The sequence below is a fragment of the Faecalibacterium sp. I4-3-84 genome (assembly GCF_023347255.1).
Lineage (GTDB): Bacteria > Bacillota > Clostridia > Oscillospirales > Ruminococcaceae > Faecalibacterium > Faecalibacterium taiwanense.
Genome location: NZ_CP094466.1, coordinates 1,951,965 through 1,970,824, shown reverse-complemented (window position 1 = coordinate 1,970,824; position 18,860 = coordinate 1,951,965). Strand labels below are relative to the sequence as shown.

Sequence of the window (18,860 nt, the reverse complement as noted above, 5' to 3'; positions counted from 1 at the left end):
TGCTGAAATATGCTATACTGATTATAAATATGGCATTCTGCACCGGAATGCCGCATGTCAGTGTAAAAGAGGATAACATGGAAGCATTCAAATATCATGTGCAGCCGGGCCGCTACCGGCATTTCAAGGGCAACGAATACGAGGTGCTGGGCATGGCCCGCCACAGCGAGACCGAAGAGGAAATGGTGGTGTACCGCGCCCTGTATGGGGAACGCGGGCTTTGGGTGCGTCCTGCCGCCATGTGGTGCGAGACCGTGGAGCTGGACGGCAAAGTGCAGCCGCGCTTTGTGCGCATTGAGGAGTGAACCGGCAGTTTTTGCCGATGGGATAAAACGGAGGGTGATACTTTTGTACAGTGAACAAAAACAGGCGCTTGCCGCCGAACTGAGCTTCAAACATCCGGCAGTGCTGGCTGTCAGCGGTTCCGCAGGCAGCGGCAAGACCGCTCTGCTGGCCGCGCTGCTGCCGGTGCTCAAGAGCCGCGGGCTGAAGGTGGGCGTGATCCGCGAGGCTGACGACCTGCGCCTGCCCGCCGAGACCGACCGCCTGCATGAGGCCGGTGCCGAGGGTGTGGCCGTGTTTACTGCCGGGCGCTATCTGCTCACCGAGCAGTTCCGCCTGAACGAGCAGGACCTGCTGGCTTTGTTCGAGCGCCACGGCTACGACCTTGTACTGCTGGAAGGCTTTGGCGACAGCGGCTGGGCCAAGATCGAGGTGGTGCGCAGCTCGGTCAGCCCGGTGGGCACCGCCTTCCAGCCCATGGCCATCGTGGGCGATGTACCGGACGCTGATTTCGCACTGGACGATCCTGCTGCTCTGGCAGACTGGATCGAGAACCAGATGCCGTCCCTGTAACGGAGGTTCTGCATGAAACTCATCCGTACCGAAGACGCTGTCGGGCAGGTGCTCTGCCACGACATCACACAGATCATTCCCGGCCAGTTCAAGGGAGCACGCTTCCGCAAAGGGCACATCGTCCAGCCGGAGGATATCCCTGTGCTGCTCTCCATTGGCAAAGAGAATCTCTATGTCTGGGAGAAGCGCCCCGGCATCCTGCACGAGGACGAAGCCGCTGCCCTTTTGTACAAGGCAGCGGCGGGCCGCAACATCCACGGCACTGAGCCGAAGGAAGGCAAGATCGAACTGGTTGCCGACTGCGACGGTCTTTTGAAGATCGACCGCGCCGCCCTGCTGGCTGTGAACCGCACACCCCAAATGATGATCGCTGTCATCCACGGCGACCTGCCCGTGAAAAAGGGCCAGAAGCTGGCCGGCACCCGCATCATCCCGCTGGTGATCGAGCAGGAGAAGATGGATGCCATGCAGGCCGCAGTAGGCAGCGAACCCATCCTGAACGTGCTGCCTTTCCACCCGAAAAAGTTTGCGGTCATCACCACCGGCAGCGAGGTGTTCAAGGGACGCATCGAGGACAAATTCACCCCCATTCTGGTGGGCAAGCTGGCCGAATACGGCTGCGAGATGACCTATCACAAAACCTGCGACGATGACCCCGCCGGGATCACCGCCGCCATTCTGGAAGCAAAGGCCGCAGGCTGCGAGCTGATCTTTACCACCGGCGGCATGAGCGTGGACCCCGACGACCGCACGCCGCTTGCCATCAAGAACACCGGTGCCGAGATCATCACCTATGGCGCACCGGTGCTGCCGGGTGCCATGTTCCTTGTGAGCTATCTGGACGGTGTGCCGGTGTGCGGCCTGCCCGGCTGCGTGATGTACGCCAAGCGCACCATTTTTGACCTGCTGCTGCCGCGCCTGCTGGCCGACGACCCCATCACTGCCGAGGACATTGCCCGGCTGGGCGAGGGCGGGCTGTGCTTAGGCTGCGCCGAATGCCACTGGCCCAACTGCGGCTTCGGGCATTGCTGATCTTCAGCTTGCTCGCCCTCTCCGTCTTTGCTTTGCAAATCCACCTCTCCCAAAGGGAGAGGCCTTGGCAAAGAGATGAAACTTGCGTGGACTGCCAAGGGCTCCCACTTTGAGGAAAGACTTCCCCCGCGCCGGGGGAAGATGTCGCGCAGCGACAAAAGGGGGAATCTGGCGAATGAAATGAGCCTGAGAGGGCGAGGACGTTTGAAAATTTGATTTATTTTAACAAGAAAGATACGATCTTTATGAACGAAAAGAATCTGACTCATTTTGATGCGTCCGGCAGCGCCGTGATGGTGGATGTGAGCGAAAAGCCCGTCACTGCACGGCAGGCTGTGGCCCGCGGCATCATCACTATGAATGCGGCAGCCTTTGCCGCTGTTCGGGACGGCACCGCCCAGAAGGGCGACGTGCTTGGCGTGGCCCGCATTGCAGGCATCATGGCGGCCAAGCGCACCAGCGAGCTGATCCCCCTGTGCCATCCGCTGCCGCTGAGCAAGCTGACTGTGGATTTTCACCTTCTGCCCGAACAGCAGGCCGTAGAGGCCGTGTGCACCGCCAGGACCATCGGCGTGACCGGCGTGGAAATGGAAGCTCTGACCGGCGTTTCTGCCGCGCTGCTCACCATCTACGATATGTGCAAGGCCGTGGATAAGGGCATGGAGCTGGGCGAGATCCACTTGGTCGAGAAGACCGGCGGCAAGAGCGGGCACTATGTGCGGGCCGAGGGCGGCTATGTTTGATGCATACGGCCGCAATATCCACTATCTGCGCCTTTCGGTCACCGACCTGTGCAACCTGCGCTGCCGCTACTGTATGCCGGACGGCGTGCCAAAGCTGGCTCACGAAGATATTCTGACCTATGAGGAATTTCTGCGGCTGGCTGCGCTGTTCGCCCAGTGCGGCATCGACACGGTGCGCATCACCGGCGGTGAACCGCTGGTGCGCCGGGGCGTGGAACAACTGACGGCGGGCCTGAAAGCCATTCCCGGCATCCGCCGCGTTGCCCTTACCACCAACGGCGTGCTGCTGGCCCAGAAGCTGCCCGCCCTGCTGGCGGCGGGCCTTGACAGCGTGAACATCAGCCTTGACACCTTGCACCCGGAGACCTTCCGGCGCATCACCGGCAAAGACGAGCTTGCCGCCGTGCAAAACGGCATCCGGGCGGCCCTTGCCAGCGGCATTCCGGTCAAGCTGAACTGTGTGCCGCAGCCCGGCGTGAACGAGGGCGAGCTGGAAAGCCTTGCTGCCTTCGCACAGGAGCATCCGCTGCAGGTGCGCTTTATTGAGATGATGCCCATTGGCTTTGGTGCCGGGCTGCCCGGCCTTTCCGGCCCGGAACTGCTGGAGCGCTTTTACCGCCGCTGGCCGCGGCTGCAGCCGGTGACCGGTGCGGCCTTTGGCGATGGGCCGGCGGTGTATTATTCTGCGCCCGGCTGGCGCGGCAGCATCGGGTTGATTGCTGCCGTGCACGGCAAATTCTGCGCTTCCTGCAACCGGGTGCGGCTGACAAGTCAGGGCTTTCTGCGTCCGTGCCTTGCCAGCGAATCCGGCACCGACCTGCGTGCTCTGCTGCGCAGCGGCGCGGACGACGCGGCCCTTTTGCAGGCCATTCAAAACACGATTCTGGCAAAACCCCGGGAACATCACTTCGGCCAAGGCTCCATGCCCGCCACACGAGGGATGTACCGGATCGGAGGATAACACAAATTTATGGGTAAAATTCTGGCTATCTGCACAAGCCCCCGGCGCGGCACCTTGAAAACACCGGTGCCGTCCGCTGTTCTCACCCCGGAGTGGGGTATTGTGGGCGATGCCCACGGCGGCAGCTGGCACCGGCAGGTCAGCCTGCTGAGCGCGGAAAAAATTGAAGCTTTCCGTCAAAAGCTCTGGGTGGACTACGGTGCCTTTGGCGAAAATCTGGTGGTGGAAGGGTTCGATCTTGCCACCCTGCCGGTGCCCAGCTTTTTTGCCATTGGGGATGCCGTGCTGGAAATGACCCAGATCGGCAAGGAGTGCCACAGCGGCTGCGCCATCCGCCGGCAGACCGGCGACTGCATCATGCCGCGGGAGGGCGTGTTCGCACGGGTGGTAAAAGGCGGCACCATCCACACCGGCGACGAGATGAAGCTGCTGCCCACCCCGGCAGATCTGCCCCTGCGCGCGGCAGTGATCACCCTTTCCGATAAGGGCAGCCGCGGCGAACGGGAGGACAAAAGCGGCCCGCTCATTATGGAAATGCTCACCGCCACAGGCTACAAGGTGGAGGAAGCGCTGCTTCTGCCGGACGATGCCGCCCAGCTCAAAACCCAGCTGCTGCGCCTTGCGGATGCCCGTCAGGTGAACCTGATCCTCACCACCGGCGGCACCGGCTTTGCACCCCGGGATATCACCCCGGAGGTGACTTTGAGCGTAGCCGAACGCAACGCGCCCGGCATTGCCGAGGCCATGCGGTACCATAGCCTTACCATCACACCACGCGGGATGCTCAGCCGCGGTGTCAGCGTGCTGCGCGGCAAGACCCTGATCGTGAACCTGCCGGGAAGCCCCAAGGCCGTAAAAGAAAACCTCGAGTACATCCTGCCCAGCCTTGCGCACGGCATCCGCCTTGCCGCCGGGCTGGACGGCGAATGCGCCCGGAAGTAAAAAAGTATCCCGGTGGGCGGCACCGCATCCTGTACCGTATCAAATGCAAAGATTCATTTTAAAAACAGGAGCGCTTATCATGAACAACACTAAAATTTCCCGCCGCAGCTTTCTGGCTGCTGCCGGTATCGCCGGTGCCGCTGCGGCCCTGACCGCCTGCGGCTCCTCCGCTTCCAGCACTGCATCTTCCGTGGCAGGCTCTGCCGCTGCTTCTTCTGAAGCTACCGGTGGATCCATGGAGCTGATCGTGTTTGCCGCCGCATCCCTCACCGAGACCCTCACCGCCATCGGTGAGACCTACTCGGCAGAACACCCGGAGGTGACCTTCCGCTTCAACTTCGACTCCTCCGGCACCCTCAAGACCCAGATTCAGGAAGGCGCGGACTGCGACCTGTTCATCTCCGCCGGTCAGAAGCAGATGAACCAGCTGGACAGCACCGCTTCCGCCGATGTGAACACCGAAGGACTGGACTTCGTGGACAGCGATTCCCGCGTGGACCTGCTGGAGAACAAGGTCGTTCTGTGCGTGCCCGAGAATGGCGATAAGGGCATCGACAGCTTCGATTCTCTGGCCGAGCACCTCAAGGCCGAGGACATTCTGTTCTGCATGGGCAACAGCGATGTGCCCGTGGGCCAGTACACCCAGAAGATCCTTGCCTACTACGCTCTGGACGAGGAAGCACTGGCCGCAGCCGGTGTCATCACCTACGGCTCCAACGTCAAGGAGGTCACCACCCAGATCACCGAAGCCAGCGTGGATGCCGGTGTCGTGTACCGCACCGATGCCTACAGCGCAGGCCTGACCCCCGTGGATGAGGCCACCAAGGAGATGTGCGGTCAGGTCATCTACCCTGCCACCGTGCTGAAGGCCGCCCCCAACGCCGAGGCTGCCAGGGAGTTTCTGGCCTATCTGCAGACCGACCGCGCCGCGACCGTGTTCGAGAGCGTGGGCTTCAGCGCACTGTAAATCCGTTGTTTTTCAGAGCTTCCCCTCCGGGGGAAGCCTTTTTATTCGGAGGTATCATTTATGGACTGGTATCCCCTTTGGAACAGCCTGCGCATCGCCCTCGTCAGCTGCGCGGCGGTGTTCTTCCTTGGCATTTTTGCCGCCTACTATATTGCCAAGCTGCCGCGCACTGTCAAGGGCGCGCTGGACGTGGTGCTCACCCTGCCCATGGTGCTGCCGCCCACGGTGGTGGGCTATTTTCTACTGCTTTTGTTCGGCGCAAAGCGGCCGCTGGGTGCCTTTTTCATGGAGCATTTCGGCGTGAAGCTGGTCATGAACTGGTACAGTGCCATCTTTGCATCCATCGTGGTGGCCTTTCCGCTGATGTACCGCACCGCCCGCGGCACCTTTGAAAGCTTTGACGAAACGCTGGCATGGTCGGCGCAAACGCTGGGCCAGTCGGACGTGTGGATCTTCTGGCGGGTGCGGATGCCCTGCTGCCGTCAGGGCATTCTGGCCGGCACGGTGCTGGCCTTTGCCCGCGCGCTGGGCGAGTACGGTGCCACCAGCATGATCGCAGGCTACACCCCCGGCAAGACCGCCACCATTGCCACCACCGTGTACCAGCTGTGGCGCACCAACGACGAAGCCGGTGCCATGCGCTGGGTGCTGGTGGATATCGTGATCTCGGCAGTGGTGCTGCTGGCCGTGAATCTGCTGGAGAAAAAACAGAAAGCAGGTGTCCGCGCATGAGTCTTGAAGTGAACATTACCAAAAAGCTGGATGGCTTTACCCTTCACGCCAACTTTGCCGCGCGCAGCACCGCCACAGCCATTCTGGGCGCGTCCGGCTGCGGCAAAAGCATGACCCTGCGCTGCATTGCCGGTATCGTAAAGCCGGATGCGGGCCGCATCGTACTGGACGGCCGGGTGCTGTTTGACAGCGCCCAGCACATCGACCTGCCGCCGCAGCAGCGCGGCGTGGGCCTGCTGTTCCAGAACTACGCACTGTTCCCCAACATGACCGTGGAGCAGAACGTGCTCTGCGGCCTGAAAGCCGAAAAAGACAAGGCCGCCCGCAAGGCCCGCTGCGCCGAAATGCTGCAGGCCATGCGGCTGGAATCCCTTGCCAAGCGCTACCCGGCCCAGCTTTCCGGCGGACAGCAGCAGCGCACCGCGCTGGCACGCATCCTTGTGGGCAGGCCCAAAATTCTGATGCTGGACGAGCCGTTCAGTGCGCTGGACAGCTACCTGCGCGAGGAAGTGGAGGGCGAAGTGGGCAGCCTGCTGGCCGGGTTTGGCGGCACGGCGCTGCTGGTCACCCACAACCGTGACGAAGCCTACCGCCTGTGCCGGGATATGATCGTGATGGATGGCGGGCAGGTGCTGCGCACCGGCGGCACCAAAGAGGTGTTTGCAGACCCGCAGAGCACCACCGCTGCACGGCTGACCGGCTGCAAGAACATTCTGTCCTGCACCCGCGTGGATGCCCACACCGTGCGCCTGACTGGCTGGGATGCGCCCCTTCACCTTGCCGCCGAGGTGCCGGAAACCTGCACCGCCGTGGGCATCCGCGCCCACGACTTTGCCCCCTGCGCACCAGCTGCGCCGAACGCTCTGCCAGTGCAGCTGAACTCCACCAGCGAGAATCCCTTTGACTGGAACCTGATCTTTACCGCGCCGGACGGCACCACCCGCCTGTGGTGGAAGGTGAGCAAGACGAACCTGACCGCTGCGTCGCCGGAGGCACCGGCGTTTCTGGGCACTGCACCGCAGAACATCATGCCGCTGGGGTGACGGACAGCGTAAAAACCGCCCTGCAGGGCGCTGTGGAAAGCAGCGGCTTTGCAAAGCCGCACAGCACATCCCACGGCCAAACAGCCGCACCTTATCCACAAGCTCACTATTATATGCGCCAAACTCGGAATTGTGCAGGTCGGAAAGCACCACCATCCGGCTGGGCCTGCGGTCTGCCCTGCAAACTCCGGCTGTGCAGGGCCGTTTTTCTGTGGTATACTGGTACTGGAAGCAGCCCGCCGCTGCGGGCACTTTTTTTGAAAAGCATTCACGCAAACTTCACAGCTTTTTTTTATTCTTGCTGTATGATATTCTGGTCAAGAAGTCTATTATTGAGGAAGGTGTCTGTATTATGGCTAAGATCCTGATCGTTGACGATGAGCCGCGCATCCGCGAGCTGATCCGCGAACATTTACAATATTCCGGTTATATCTGTGAAGAGGCCGCTGACGGAACAGCTGCGCTGACCCAGCTTTCCGGCGGAGCCTTCGATCTGGTCATTCTGGACCTGATGATGCCGTTCATGGACGGTATGACCTGCCTGCGGGAGATGCGCGCCCGCCACATCAACACGCCGGTCATCATCCTGACCGCCCGCGGCGAGGAATACGACAAGCTGGCCGGCCTGGAGAGCGGTGCCGACGACTACGTTGTCAAGCCCTTCTCTCCCCGTGAGCTGGTAGCCCGCGTCAAGGCCGTGCTGAACCGCACCATGCCCAAGCCCGCCGCTGCCTCCGACACCATGACCTTTGGTGAGCTGACCATCGACACGGCCAGCCACACGGTGCGCGTTTCCGGCGAGGAGGTGGCCCTGACCCCCAAGGAGTTCGACCTGCTGGTGTTCCTTGCTTCCAACAAGGGCATCGCCCTCAGCCGTGAAAAGATCCTGCAGAAGGTGTGGAACTACGACTACTTTGGCGAGGACCGCACCGTGGATACCCATGTCAAAATGCTGCGGGGCCATCTGGGCAAGTGCCGCAGCTACATTGCTACCGTGTGGGGCATCGGCTACAAATTCGACCCCGACGCAACGCGCTGATAAAGGAGCGGAGGATTCATGCGGCACCATCACTCCCCCGGCATCCGCGGCCAGCTGATGTGGTTTTTGTGTTGTATCTGTCTGTTCCTGCTGGCACTGGTGTGGTTTCTGTCCACCCAGCTGCTGGAACCGCTGTACACCAAGCACATTGAAAAACAGCTGACCACTCAGGCAGAAAGCATCACCTCCGAGCTGGACAAGGCTATTGCAAACGGCGAATCCCTTTCGGCATGGTCTTTTGGCCATCTTACGGTCAACACCACGTTTTTTGACCGGCTTGCCACCCAGCTGTACGCCAGCGGTTCGCTGAACAGCTTCTGTGTGGATATTTCCGATACCACCATGCGCACGATCTATAAGATCGAGAACCAGTCCTACTGCAACCTGCACGAAACGCTGCTCTCGGATTCCGCCAACAACGATATGATCGTTTCCACCGCTGTGGCCATGCGCAAGAAATGCCGCACCACCGGCGGCTTTGTGCAGACCCTGAATCCGCCGCGGCTCTCCGGCTCGGCACAGCTGCTGGTAGGGCGCAACACCTCCGGCGGCGAGTACACCGTTCTGGTCACTACCAGCCTTGTGCATGTGGCCGAAGCCGGCAAGGTGCTGAGCACCGTGCTGCCCATGGCAGCGGCGCTGATCTTTGCCTTTGCCATGACAGCGGCATGGCTGTTCAGTGAGTGGTTCACAAAGCCGCTGCGCCAGCTTTCCAGCGCTGCCCGCCAGATGGCCATGGGCAACTATGCCGTGCAGGTGGATACCCGCCGCAGCGATGAGCTGGGCGATTTGGCCCGGGACTTCAACCACATGGCAAGCGAGGTGCAGCATTCTTCGCAGATGCAGCGCGACCTGCTGGCCAACGTCTCCCACGACCTGCGCACCCCGCTGACCCTTATCAAGGGCTATGCCGAGACGGTGCGCGACATTACCGGCGACGACAAGGCCCACCGCGATGAGCAGATGAACATTATCGTGGACGAGACCGACCGCCTGACCGCACTGGTCTCCAGCGTGATGGAGCTGAGCAAGGTGACCAGCGGTGCCGACAAATGCGAGCGCGTGCACTTTGATATGGGCCAGCTGTGCGACGAGGTGAGTGAACGGTACGATGCCATCTGCGCCCAGAACGGCTGGCAGCTCCAGCTGGAGCTGCCGGACGAGGAACTGCCCGTTTACGCAGACCCCAACATGATGCAGCGCGCACTGCATAACCTGCTGGGCAACGCCATGCACCATATCGGCAAAGACGGCATCTTCATCCTGCGGGCCCAGCGCTGCACCGAGGGCGTGCGGATCGAGGTGGAGGACCACGGCCCCGGCATCTCTGCCGACGACCTGCCCTATATCTTTGATCGGTACTACCGCTCCCGTTCGGATGCCGGCAAGCAGGGCACCGGTCTGGGCCTTTCCATCACCAAGGCCATCTTCCAGCAGCACGGCTTCCGCTTTGGTGTGCAGAGCGCCATCGGCATGGGCACTACGTTCTGGTTCATCATGAACGACCTGCCCGCCAATGCAGCCGAGATGGCCGGGCAGGAATAATCAGGAATAATTTTAAAGCCGGGATGACCGTGTGGTCGTCCCGGCTTTTGCTTTTTCTATAGAGCATCGTTTCTGCCCGCAATGTTGCGGCCATTCCAAATGATTTACTGGCTGGAATCTGCTGTGCGATAAATTCCGAATGTATTATCCGGTGCGGGCATTTCCACCCGGGAGGCACGATCATTCACAGCCCACATCATCCAGCCCATTGCAGCCAGTGCCGCCAGAATGATGATCCATTTGACAAAATTCGGCAGTTTTTTCATAGAAGATCCTTCAAATCCGTTTTATACTTTATTTTATATTTTCCGCTTTTATTCCGGTCTGCAAAGCTTCCGTGCACATCTGAGCAGCTCTTCGGCCTGCTGGCTGTCCAACTGCTTCACCCATGCACCGCGCGGCACAGCGCCTGCGCCGGTGCTGCCCGCTTCCGCAAAGCTGGCAAGGTCCGAGTCGGTGCGGCTCTGCCAGGGCGAAAAGCCTTCCGGTGCAATGTGGGCTCCCAGGCGGCAGTCCAGCACAGCCGTTTTACCGGTGGGCCGCCACGGCCTGCCCAGAAACACCGTGCCCGCCGGGCAGTTGTCCGAGACAAAATCGCAGTCCCAGAACACAAACCCGAGGCCATCGGCACGGCCCGAGGGAGCCGTGACGTAGCTTGCAGGCAGGTGGTTGTTCACGGTGCGGATGGTGCACTGCTCAAACAGAGCGTCCGCGCCGCCAAAAATAAAATCGATATCTCCCGCGATCTCGCAGTGCCGGTAATACTGGGCCGTCGGGCGGCGGGGCGCAAAACGGCCCGGGCCAAGGAAGCCATCCTTCTCCCGCTCCTTCTCCGGCAGAGGGGCGCAGAACAGCGTATCCTGATTGCTCAGCAGCCGCACATTCTCAAAGAGGGTGTGAGCGCAGTCCACATAAGCCGCCACGGCCTGCCCCACCTTTGCCCCGGGGCCGGCATCGTTTTCAATGGTCAGGTCCCGCACCCGCAGTTCTATCCCCCGGAAAAACGCGGTATAGCTGCGGAAGGTGTGGGTGGGCCTGCCGTCCGGGTGCGGCAGCCTGCCGCCGTCGCCCCACACGATGCGGGTGCTTTCTATGCCTGCGCCGATCAGGGTGATATCCTGTTTTTCGCACACCAACTTTTCGCGGTAAACGCCCGGGCCAATGCGGATCTCTGCTGCGCAGGCATAAGGCACGGCCAGCACCGCTTCGGACACCGAAGCAAAATCGCCGCTGCCATCCTGCGCTACGGTTATGGTAAGCATGTTTCTGTCCTCCCGTTTTGTTTCTATGCTTCCATAGTATACCTTCTCCTCCGTCGAAAATCAACGAAGTTTGTATGAACATCAAACGCATTTTTCCAGCCGCAGCACCGCCGCCGTAATGTCGTCCGGCCTGCCGGTCTTCTGGGCGCGCACGCGGGCCGTTTCCACCAGCGTTTTTGCAACTTTTTCCGGCGCTTCTCCTGCCGCAGCGGAAAGCTCCAGCTGCTTTGCCACCCAGCCCGGGCCGTCCACCAGCAGCCCGTCCGAGACCAGCACCGCATAATCGCCCACCGTCAAATGCACCACCCGGCTCTGTCCGTTCACTCCGCCCAGAATGCCCACCGGCAGGCTGGTGTCGCCCACAGCACGCACCCGCCCACCGTGCACAAGGAAGCCCGGTGCCGCACCGGCCTTGAACAGCCTTGCCGTGCCGGTGTAAAGATCCACGCTGATGAGGTCCAGCGTGGCACCGCTCTCATCCTCACTTTTCAGGGCAAGGGCCACGTTGACCAGCCTTGCCGCCAGCTCTGCGGTAAAGCCCGCCTTGAGCAGCCGGGCCGTCAGCTCGGCGGCAAGGTTGCCATCCACGGCTGCAGGCCTGCCGGTGCCCATGCCGTCGCACAGGATCATCTGCGCTGCCGCCGGGCTGCAGAACTGCTGCACCGCATCGCCGGAAATACTGCCCCGCGCCGCCGCGCCCGCCATGCCGAACACGGCCCGCAGCACAGGCTTTTCGCTGAACAGCAGGGTGGTCATTCCCTTGCAGGAAAGCACCTGCGGCACTTCCAGCGTGCGGCGGCAGATGCGGCCCACCTCCCCGGCCAGCGCGGCCAGCTCCTGCGCCGAGAAGCGGGTGCGCGGCAGCGTGACCGCCGCATGGGTGCGGCCCAGATCATCCAGCGTGACGGCACACTCCTGCGGCGGAGTGCCAAGCTGCGCAAAAAAGTCCGCCACCCGGCCGGATTTATAGGGTTCCGGGTCGCCCGGACGGCCCAGCTGCTCTCCCAACACGCCCAGCGCTTCGGCCACGGCGCTGTACTGCTCGGTCAGGGCAGTGCGCATGGCTTCGGCATGAAGGCGGGCCTCCTTGCGGCTGCGGTACAGCGCAAAGGAGCGGTTTGCCGCTGCGCACAGTGCTGCCGGATGGATGCACCGGGATAATTGCCCGGGCAATTGAGCCGTTTCCAGCCCGCCGCTGCTTTCCAGCAGAGGGCGCAGTGCTTCCATGCCCTCCAGCGTGGCGGCATACTCCTGCTTCCAGCAGGTATCCCGCCGTCCGCAGTTAAAACAAAGGGTATCATGGGTGTTATCAATTACCCAATGGAAATCCTCACGCCGGTGCGGCAGCGTTTCGTAGACATCGTTCACGGTCTCTGCCAGCGATGCAAGGCTCTGGGACACCTGTTCCAGCCGGGTGGCCGCTGCACTGTACTGCTGCGGCTGGGCCTGCCCTGCCTGCGGCTTTTCTTCCGGCTCCGGCACAAGCCACGCTGCGGGCATGGCCGCTACGGCCGTGATGCCGATGCAGACGTTCAGCAGATATTGGAACGCGCTCCCGGGCGGCTGCACACAGAGTGCACCGGTCACGCAGCCGCCCGCGTAGGCGGCTACCGTTTCCATGCGCCGTCCGGGTGCCAGCACTGCCGCTGCCGCCGTGGCACAGGCAAGGCCGGATGCCGCAAAGCTGAGAGCCGGGTCTGCCGCGCACAGCGCAGCGCCCAGCACCGCGCAGGCCGCAAGCGCGGCTTTGGCCTGCCCTTTGCTGCATAAATACAGTTCCAGCGCCGCGCAGACGATCACGCCCGGCAGCAGCTGCCACAGCTGTATGCTGCCCAGTGCCGCCGCTGCGGCCGCTCCCACCAGAAGCATCCCGGCACCCGGCTTTTCGGGCGCAAACTGCCGCAGACAAAAGCCCATGGCTGCGGCCAGCAGGGCATCTGCCGCACTGTAAAACACCAGCTCTGCCCCGCCGCCGCCAAAGGCAAAGCACAGCGCCACGCCCACCAGCGTGCCGCAGCCCGCCAGCACCGCCGGGGTCAGTGTTCTGGCACCCATCCACCGCGCTGCCACTGCAGCACCCAATGCGCACAGCATACAGACACTGCGCAGCGAGAGCGCGCCAAACCCGTGCAGCAGCACACCCAGCGCCGCACCCGCCGCACAGGGGGCAAAGCAATCCTCTGCAAAGCCCAGCACAAAACCCAGACCAAAAGGCATCAGTGCACCGTACAGAACGGCCCAGCCGCCTGCAAATCCCACTGCCACAGCCGCCAGCCTGCGCGCTGCCGGGCGCAGCTCCGCCCGCCGTGCCAGCGCTGCCCGCTGTCTGTTCTGCCGCCCGACCGCTGCCAGACCCATCCGCTCTGTCATAAAAACTCCCCGCTTTCCGGCGGGGCGTTGTGGTTCTGTTCCCCGCGCTTTCTGCATATACTGTAGCGCGGGCGCGCGGCGATTTTTGGCGCGGTGCAGTGTTCTGCCGCAAACCGGCCCAAAGACGCAAAAAAGCCCTGCAGCGTTCAAAAATGCTGCAGAGCTTTGTGGTTTTATGGCAAAAATCAGCCGTTCAGCTTTTCAATTGCCGCTTTTACGCGGGCAAGGGTGGTTTCGCGGCCCATCATGCAGGCAAGGTCGGTGCCGCCGCCGGGGGTGCGCTGCTTGCCAGAAAGGGCAATGCCCAGCGGGTACAGCAGCCAGCCGTTCTTCTTGCCCAGCTCCTCAGCCTTGGCCTTGCAGGCATCGAAGACGGCATCGCGATTGCCAAAATCCAGTGCTTCGTCGCTGAGCACAGGCAGCAGGGCTTCCAGTGCCTCCTTGGCGGTCTCCGGGGTGGTCTTCTGCTTCTTGTTGGCGTACATGCTCACATCGTACTCGGGCATCGCATCAAAGAAATCCAGCTGCTCCGGGATCTCGCCCAGCACTTCGCAGCGGGGCTGCAGGTTTGCGCACAGCAGCTTTTTGTCGATGGAGGTGTGCACGGCCTTGTCGATCCACGGCTCCGCCTTCTTCTGGAACTCTTCCGGGGACAGGCGGCGGATATATTCCGCGTTGATGGCCCGCAGTTTGAGGGGATCGAAGATGGCCGGAGACTTGGAGATGCCGTCCGGAGACCAGATCTTGACCAGCTCCGGCAGGGAGAAGATCTCCTGCTCGGCATACTCGCCCTTGGGGCTCCAGCCCAGCAGGCAGATGTAGTTCAGCACGGCCTCGGTCAGGTAGCCCTTTGCCACCAGATCCTGATAGCTGGCATCGCCGTTGCGCTTGGAAAGCTTATTCTGCGCATCCTTCATGACCGGCGGGCAGTGGATGTAGGTGGGGATCTCCCAGCCGAATGCCTGATACAGCAGGTTGTACTTGGGGGTAGAGGACAGATACTCGCTGCCGCGGATCACGTGGGTGATGCCCATGAGGTGATCGTCCACCACATTTGCAAAGTTGTAGGTGGGCATGCCGTCGGTCTTGATGAGGATCTGGTCGTCCATCTCGCTGTTGTTCACCTCGATGTGGCCGTACACCACATCGTCGAAGCCGGTCACGCCCTCGCGGGGGATCTTCTGGCGGATAACATAGGGTTCCCCGGCAGCAAGACGCTTTTCCACTTCCTCCTTGGGCAGGTCGCGGCAGCAGCCGTCGTAGTGGGTCATCTCACCGTTGGCGCGCTGCTCGGCGTGCAGGGCCTCCAGACGCTCCTCGGTGCAGAAGCAATAATATGCCTTGCCCTCAGCCACCAGCTGCTCGGCATACTGTTTGAACATGCCCATGCGCTCGCTCTGCACATAGGGGCCCACGGGGCCGCCGATGTCCGGGCCTTCGTCCCACAGCAGGCCGGTCTCCCGCAGGGTGTTGTAGATGACATCCACAGCGCCCTCCACATAGCGGCCCTGATCGGTATCCTCGATGCGCAGGATGAAGGTGCCATCCTCGTGCTTTGCCATCAGGTAGGTGTACAGGGCAGTGCGCAGGTTGCCAACGTGCATATAACCCGTGGGCGACGGCGCAAAACGGGTGCGGACTTTATTGCTCGGCATAGAAAAACGCTCCTTTATTCTCATGCAAAAAATTTGCGGATAGCTATGTTTTATTGTACTGATTCTGCGCAGTTTTGTCAATGCGGGATAACATCATGCATTCACATCTAACCCTTTTCCTTTTGTTCGCAACATGCTATACTTGATTCAACAAATCGAAAGTTGACAAAGGAGTTGAGCTGATATGAAAAAGAAAATCATCCTATTGCTGTCTGTTGTGATAATTCTTTTGATGGGCATTGTTGTATGGTTTAATATTCCACTCGACTTGATGGACTTAGACCCTAATGAGGTCATGGAAATAGTTGTTTTCAATGGCAATAGCGGAAACGCAACACATATTACCGACAAAGAGCAGATTCAGCATATTGTCGAAAATTTGAATGGCGTCGAATTAAAGCGGTCAAAGCCGTCTTTGGGATATATGGGATATAGTTTCAAAGTTACTATTTATTTGTCTGATGGCAACGAGGCAGGCGATTGGAATAATTTTATTATCAATTCAGATGATACAATTAGAAAAGATCCATTTTTCTATTCTGTTACAAAGGGAAATATTGATTACAGCTATATTGAAGGTATCGTAGAATAACAAAAATTCCAGTTTGCCGTACAGCGCCAAACAGCGGAAAAGCCCCTGCATTCCAAAACGGATGCAGGGGCTTTCTCTTTGTTTACTTCAAGATGATTTCGCCGTTTTCACCAGCATCCACCACAAGGGTGCCGCCGGAAGCCAGCGTGCCGTCAATCAGGCGCTCGGCGGCGGGGTCTTCCACGGCTTTGCGAATGACACGGCGCAAATCGCGGGCGCCGAACTTGCCGCCCTGACTCTTTTGCACCAGAGCCTTGAGGGCTGCCGGGGTATAGCTGTATGCGATGCCCTTGGCCTCCATGCCGGGCTTGTACTCGTCCAGCATCAGGGCCGCGATGCCCTCCAGCGTCTGCTGGCTCAGCGGCTTGAAGGCGATCACTTCATCCACGCGGCCAAGGAACTCCGGCCGCAGGAACTGGGCCAGCGCCTTGCGGGTCTTTTCCTCGCTGAGCTGTTCCTCGCTCTTATTGAAACCAAGCCCGCCGGTGCTCTGGTCGCTGCTGCCGGCGTTGGAGGTCATGCAGATGACCGTGTTGGAAAAATCCACCGTGCGTCCCTGCGCATCGTTGATCTTGCCCTCGTCCAAAATCTGCAGCAGAATGTTCATCACGTCCGGGTGCGCCTTTTCGATCTCGTCGAACAGCACCACGCTGTAGGGGCGGCGGCGCACCTTCTCGGTGAGCTGACCGGCCTCCTCGTAGCCCACATAGCCCGGAGGCGAACCGATCATGCGGGACACCGCGTATTTTTCCATATACTCGCTCATGTCCAGACGGATGAGCGGGTCGGGGCCGTCGAACAGCTGATTTGCCAGCTGCTTGACCAGCTCGGTCTTGCCCACGCCGGTGGGGCCCACAAAGATGAAGCTTGCGGGACGGCGGCGGCCGGAAAGGTCAGCGCGGCTGCGCTTGATGGCCTGCGCCACCAGATGCACGGCCTCGTCCTGCCCGATGATCTTCTTTTTCAGCTCGCCCTCAAGGTTTGCCAGCTTTGCGAACTCGGTCTCCCGAATTTTGACCGCCGGAATGCCGGTCCACAGCTCGATGACCTTGGCCACATCGTCCATGGTCACCTGGATCTCGCTGGCAGCAGCCTGCTTTGCGGGCAGGTCGGCTTCGAGCTTTGCAATGCGGGTCTTGCGCTCGGCCACGCGCTCGTAGTCGATGGGCTCGTTCACATCCGCATTCTCCATCTCGGCTTCTTCCTGCTTCAGGGCATCCAGCTCCTTCTGCATTCCCAGATACTCGGAAATGACCGGGTGGGCCAGATTGCAGCAGGCGCAGGCTTCGTCCAGCAGGTCGATGGCCTTATCGGGCAGATAACGGTCGGTGATATAGCGCTCACTCAGGGTGACAGTGGCAGAAAGCACATCGGCAGGCACCTGCACATGATGGTGCTGCTCGTAGTAGTGCTTGATGCCGTTCATCACAGCAAGGGTATCGGCCACGCTGGGTTCTTCCACCCGCACGGGCTGGAAACGGCGTTCCAGCGCCTGATCCTTCTCGATATACTTGCGGTACTCATTGAAGGTGGTGGCACCGATGACCTGAATTTCACCACGGGAGAGGGCGGGCTTCAGGATATTGCCCGCGTTCATGGCACCCTCGCTCTCACCGGCAGAGGTGATGGTGTGGATCTCATCGATGAACAGGATCACATTGCCTGCGGCCTTCACCTCGTTCAGCAGGCCCTTGACCCGCTGCTCGAACTGGCCGCGGAACTGGGTGCCTGCCACAAGGCTGGTGAGGTCCAGCAGATAGATCTCCTTATCCTTCAGGCCGATGGGCACATCCCCCTTGGCAATGCGCTCCGCAATGCCCTCGGCAATGGCGGTCTTGCCCACACCGGCTTCGCCGATGAGGCAGGGGTTGTTCTTCTGGCGGCGGCTCAAAATCTGGATGGTGCGGTAAATTTCGCGGTCGCGGCCAATGATATCGTCCAGTTTGCCTTCCCGGGCCTTGCGGGTCAGATTCTCGCAATAGGTATCCAAAAATTTGCGCTTAGGCGGCTTTTTGCCGTTTTTGCGGTCGGCCTTTTTGTCGCCATCTTTCTTCTCGCTGCTGGTAAAGCCCAGCGGGAAGGTGGCATTGCTGCCGGGGATCAGATCTTCGTCCATGCTGTCCGGGTCAGCATCCTCGCCGCCGTTCGCCATGTTCATCATCATGGAGAGCGGGTTTGCATCGCCCATCTCCTCCATCATGCTTTCCATGCGGTTCTCCATGTTATCAAGATCCTGATCCGACATGCCGAACTGCTTCATCAGATCGTCCACCGGCTTGATGTGCAGCTCACGGGCGCAGTGCAGGCAGTAGCCCTCCTGCTTCATCTGACCATTGTCCATCCGCTGGATGAAGATGATCGCCGGACGTTTCTGGCATCGAATACAGACCATAGTTCCTCCTTTATGCAAAACCCTTTACAGGAAAGGGTTGAAGAGATTGAAGATTTTGTAGTAAAGACTGCTGCTCATCACCGTATCGTTGAGCACATTCAAGTTGCCGCCTGTGATGACGATGATGCCCCACAGGATGCACAGCACCAAATAGATATCCAGCAGCGCGGTGGCACCGCCCACAAGCCAGCCAAGGCCGCGGTTTACCGTGCCAATGACCGGCAGCTTGTTCACAAGGCCCAGCACCGTGACCAGCATACTGACCAGCAGGCGCAAAAGCGCATAGAACAAGAAGAACAGCACCAGCGTGATCACCGGTGTGAGCAGCGGCTGCAGCACGTTTTCCACAATGGAATCGGCCAGCACCACCGCGTTATCGGCCAGCACAGCGCCAATGGAGCGCTCGCAGGCTGCCACGATGGAAGCGCGGAAGGAAGCAGGCAGGAAGCCCGCATACTTTTCCGCAATGCCGGAAAGGTCTACCGCACCGCCCGCAGCAATGTTTGCTGCGATCTGGGTGCGGAAGCCGCCTGCCAGCATGTGTTCGAACACCCAGCCGGCGCAGGCAGCGGAAAGCTCCTTGGCCCCCAGAAGACTGAACAGGTTGCCCACCAGCTGCACAACGGACGAAAGAAAGCCCTTGCGCGCATAGCGCACCACCAGAATAATCCATGCTACCGTGCATATGATATCAAAAAGAAATGACGGATTCTTGAACATACCTTGTTTT

18 protein-coding genes are annotated in these 18,860 nt (G+C 60.5%); 12 read left to right on the top strand and 6 right to left on the bottom strand.

Going from position 1 to position 18,860, the window contains the following annotated elements; translation table 11 throughout:
* Positions 1 to 77: 77 nt before the first annotated feature.
* From MTP41_RS09675 to MTP41_RS09625, 11 genes are all read left to right on the top strand, one after another.
* On the top strand, positions 78 to 305 hold the full coding sequence (locus MTP41_RS09675) for a DUF1653 domain-containing protein (RefSeq protein WP_249235421.1): 228 nt from the start codon (positions 78 to 80) through the stop codon (positions 303 to 305).
* A gap of 34 nt (positions 306 to 339) precedes the next feature.
* The gene (locus tag MTP41_RS09670; RefSeq protein ID WP_243089047.1) at positions 340 to 855 is read left to right on the top strand and encodes a molybdopterin-guanine dinucleotide biosynthesis protein B; all 516 of its coding nucleotides are present in this window, start codon (positions 340 to 342) and stop codon (positions 853 to 855) included.
* A gap of 12 nt (positions 856 to 867) precedes the next feature.
* Positions 868 to 1,887: a molybdopterin-binding protein gene (locus MTP41_RS09665; protein WP_249235420.1), complete on the top strand. Its 1,020-nt coding sequence runs from the start codon at positions 868 to 870 to the stop codon at positions 1,885 to 1,887.
* Between the two features lie 245 nt (positions 1,888 to 2,132).
* Positions 2,133 to 2,630 carry a cyclic pyranopterin monophosphate synthase MoaC gene (moaC, locus tag MTP41_RS09660; RefSeq protein ID WP_249235419.1) on the top strand — a complete coding sequence of 166 codons (498 nt, stop codon included), beginning with the start codon at positions 2,133 to 2,135 and terminating at the stop codon, positions 2,628 to 2,630.
* Positions 2,623 to 3,591: a GTP 3',8-cyclase MoaA gene (gene moaA / locus MTP41_RS09655; protein ID WP_249235418.1), complete on the top strand. Its 969-nt coding sequence runs from the start codon at positions 2,623 to 2,625 to the stop codon at positions 3,589 to 3,591. Before moaC ends, moaA begins: the two co-directional genes overlap by 8 nt.
* Positions 3,592 to 3,600: 9 nt before the next feature.
* Positions 3,601 to 4,533, top strand: coding sequence for an MOSC domain-containing protein (locus MTP41_RS09650; protein WP_249235417.1), 933 nt, complete (start codon positions 3,601 to 3,603; stop codon positions 4,531 to 4,533).
* A gap of 79 nt (positions 4,534 to 4,612) precedes the next feature.
* Positions 4,613 to 5,500, top strand: a complete 888-nt coding sequence (gene modA / locus MTP41_RS09645) for a molybdate ABC transporter substrate-binding protein (RefSeq protein ID WP_249235416.1) — start codon at positions 4,613 to 4,615, stop codon at positions 5,498 to 5,500.
* A 60-nt stretch (positions 5,501 to 5,560) separates the two neighbouring features.
* A complete protein-coding gene (modB, locus tag MTP41_RS09640; RefSeq protein WP_249235415.1) occupies positions 5,561 to 6,232 on the top strand; it encodes a molybdate ABC transporter permease subunit in 672 nt (223 codons plus the stop codon).
* Complete coding sequence (locus MTP41_RS09635; protein ID WP_249235414.1) at positions 6,229 to 7,275, top strand: sulfate/molybdate ABC transporter ATP-binding protein; 1,047 nt, start codon at positions 6,229 to 6,231, stop codon at positions 7,273 to 7,275. The genes modB and MTP41_RS09635 overlap by 4 nt, the downstream gene beginning before the upstream one ends.
* Positions 7,276 to 7,627: 352 nt before the next feature.
* A complete protein-coding gene (locus MTP41_RS09630; protein ID WP_044953253.1) occupies positions 7,628 to 8,314 on the top strand; it encodes a response regulator transcription factor in 687 nt (228 codons plus the stop codon).
* A gap of 18 nt (positions 8,315 to 8,332) precedes the next feature.
* On the top strand, positions 8,333 to 9,859 hold the full coding sequence (locus tag MTP41_RS09625) for a sensor histidine kinase (protein ID WP_249235413.1): 1,527 nt from the start codon (positions 8,333 to 8,335) through the stop codon (positions 9,857 to 9,859).
* A gap of 104 nt (positions 9,860 to 9,963) precedes the next feature.
* Here MTP41_RS09625 and MTP41_RS09620 read toward each other — a convergent pair whose 3' ends face one another.
* From MTP41_RS09620 to gltX, 4 genes are all read right to left on the bottom strand, one after another.
* Entirely contained in the window at positions 9,964 to 10,125 is a 162-nt protein-coding gene (locus MTP41_RS09620) for a hypothetical protein (RefSeq protein WP_165852638.1), read from the bottom strand.
* 48 nt (positions 10,126 to 10,173) lie between these two features.
* A complete protein-coding gene (locus tag MTP41_RS09615) occupies positions 10,174 to 11,121 on the bottom strand; it encodes a pectinesterase family protein (RefSeq protein WP_249235412.1) in 948 nt (315 codons plus the stop codon).
* An 81-nt stretch (positions 11,122 to 11,202) separates the two neighbouring features.
* Positions 11,203 to 13,491 carry a PP2C family protein-serine/threonine phosphatase gene (locus MTP41_RS09610; protein ID WP_249235411.1) on the bottom strand — a complete coding sequence of 763 codons (2,289 nt, stop codon included), beginning with the start codon at positions 13,489 to 13,491 and terminating at the stop codon, positions 11,203 to 11,205.
* 185 nt (positions 13,492 to 13,676) lie between these two features.
* Positions 13,677 to 15,146 (bottom strand): glutamate--tRNA ligase, encoded by a 1,470-nt coding sequence (gene gltX / locus MTP41_RS09605; protein WP_082210819.1) that lies wholly within the window; start codon positions 15,144 to 15,146, stop codon positions 13,677 to 13,679.
* A gap of 184 nt (positions 15,147 to 15,330) precedes the next feature.
* Here gltX and MTP41_RS09600 point away from each other — a divergent pair, with 184 nt between their 5' ends.
* Positions 15,331 to 15,738, top strand: coding sequence for a hypothetical protein (locus tag MTP41_RS09600; RefSeq protein WP_207698823.1), 408 nt, complete (start codon positions 15,331 to 15,333; stop codon positions 15,736 to 15,738).
* 82 nt (positions 15,739 to 15,820) lie between these two features.
* Here the strand turns inward: MTP41_RS09600 and MTP41_RS09595 are convergent, their stop codons facing one another.
* Both MTP41_RS09595 and MTP41_RS09590 read right to left on the bottom strand, forming a co-directional pair.
* Positions 15,821 to 18,130 carry an ATP-dependent Clp protease ATP-binding subunit gene (locus MTP41_RS09595; RefSeq protein WP_249235410.1) on the bottom strand — a complete coding sequence of 770 codons (2,310 nt, stop codon included), beginning with the start codon at positions 18,128 to 18,130 and terminating at the stop codon, positions 15,821 to 15,823.
* 24 nt (positions 18,131 to 18,154) lie between these two features.
* Entirely contained in the window at positions 18,155 to 18,850 is a 696-nt protein-coding gene (locus MTP41_RS09590; RefSeq protein ID WP_249235409.1) for a hypothetical protein, read from the bottom strand.
* Positions 18,851 to 18,860 lie beyond the last annotated feature (10 nt).